Genomic DNA, 230 nt, shown 5'->3' with positions numbered 1-230 from the left:
CTCTCAAGCGCCTTAGAATACTCATCTCGCCCACCTGTGTCGGTTTGCGGTACGGTCTCGTATGACTGAAGCTTAGAGGCTTTTCTTGGAACCACTTCCGATTGCTTCGTGCACAAGTGCACTCGTCTCAACCCCTTGAATTCCGTACCCGGATTTGCCTAAGTACCTTCTATGAGCCAAAAACCAACTATTCCAACAGTTGGACAACCTTCCGCGATCCGTCCCCCCAT

Annotated in this window: 1 rRNA gene; it reads right to left on the bottom strand. The window is 50.9% G+C overall.

What is annotated here, in order from left to right:
* Nucleotides 1-230: ribosomal RNA gene (locus KO539_RS30805) — 23S ribosomal RNA — on the bottom strand; the annotation flags it as partial.

The organism is Janthinobacterium sp. NKUCC06_STL, from assembly GCF_019345455.1.
GTDB classification, from domain to species: Bacteria; Pseudomonadota; Gammaproteobacteria; order Burkholderiales; family Burkholderiaceae_D; genus Janthinobacterium; species Janthinobacterium rivuli.
This window is presented reverse-complemented; position numbering and strand designations above follow the sequence as displayed.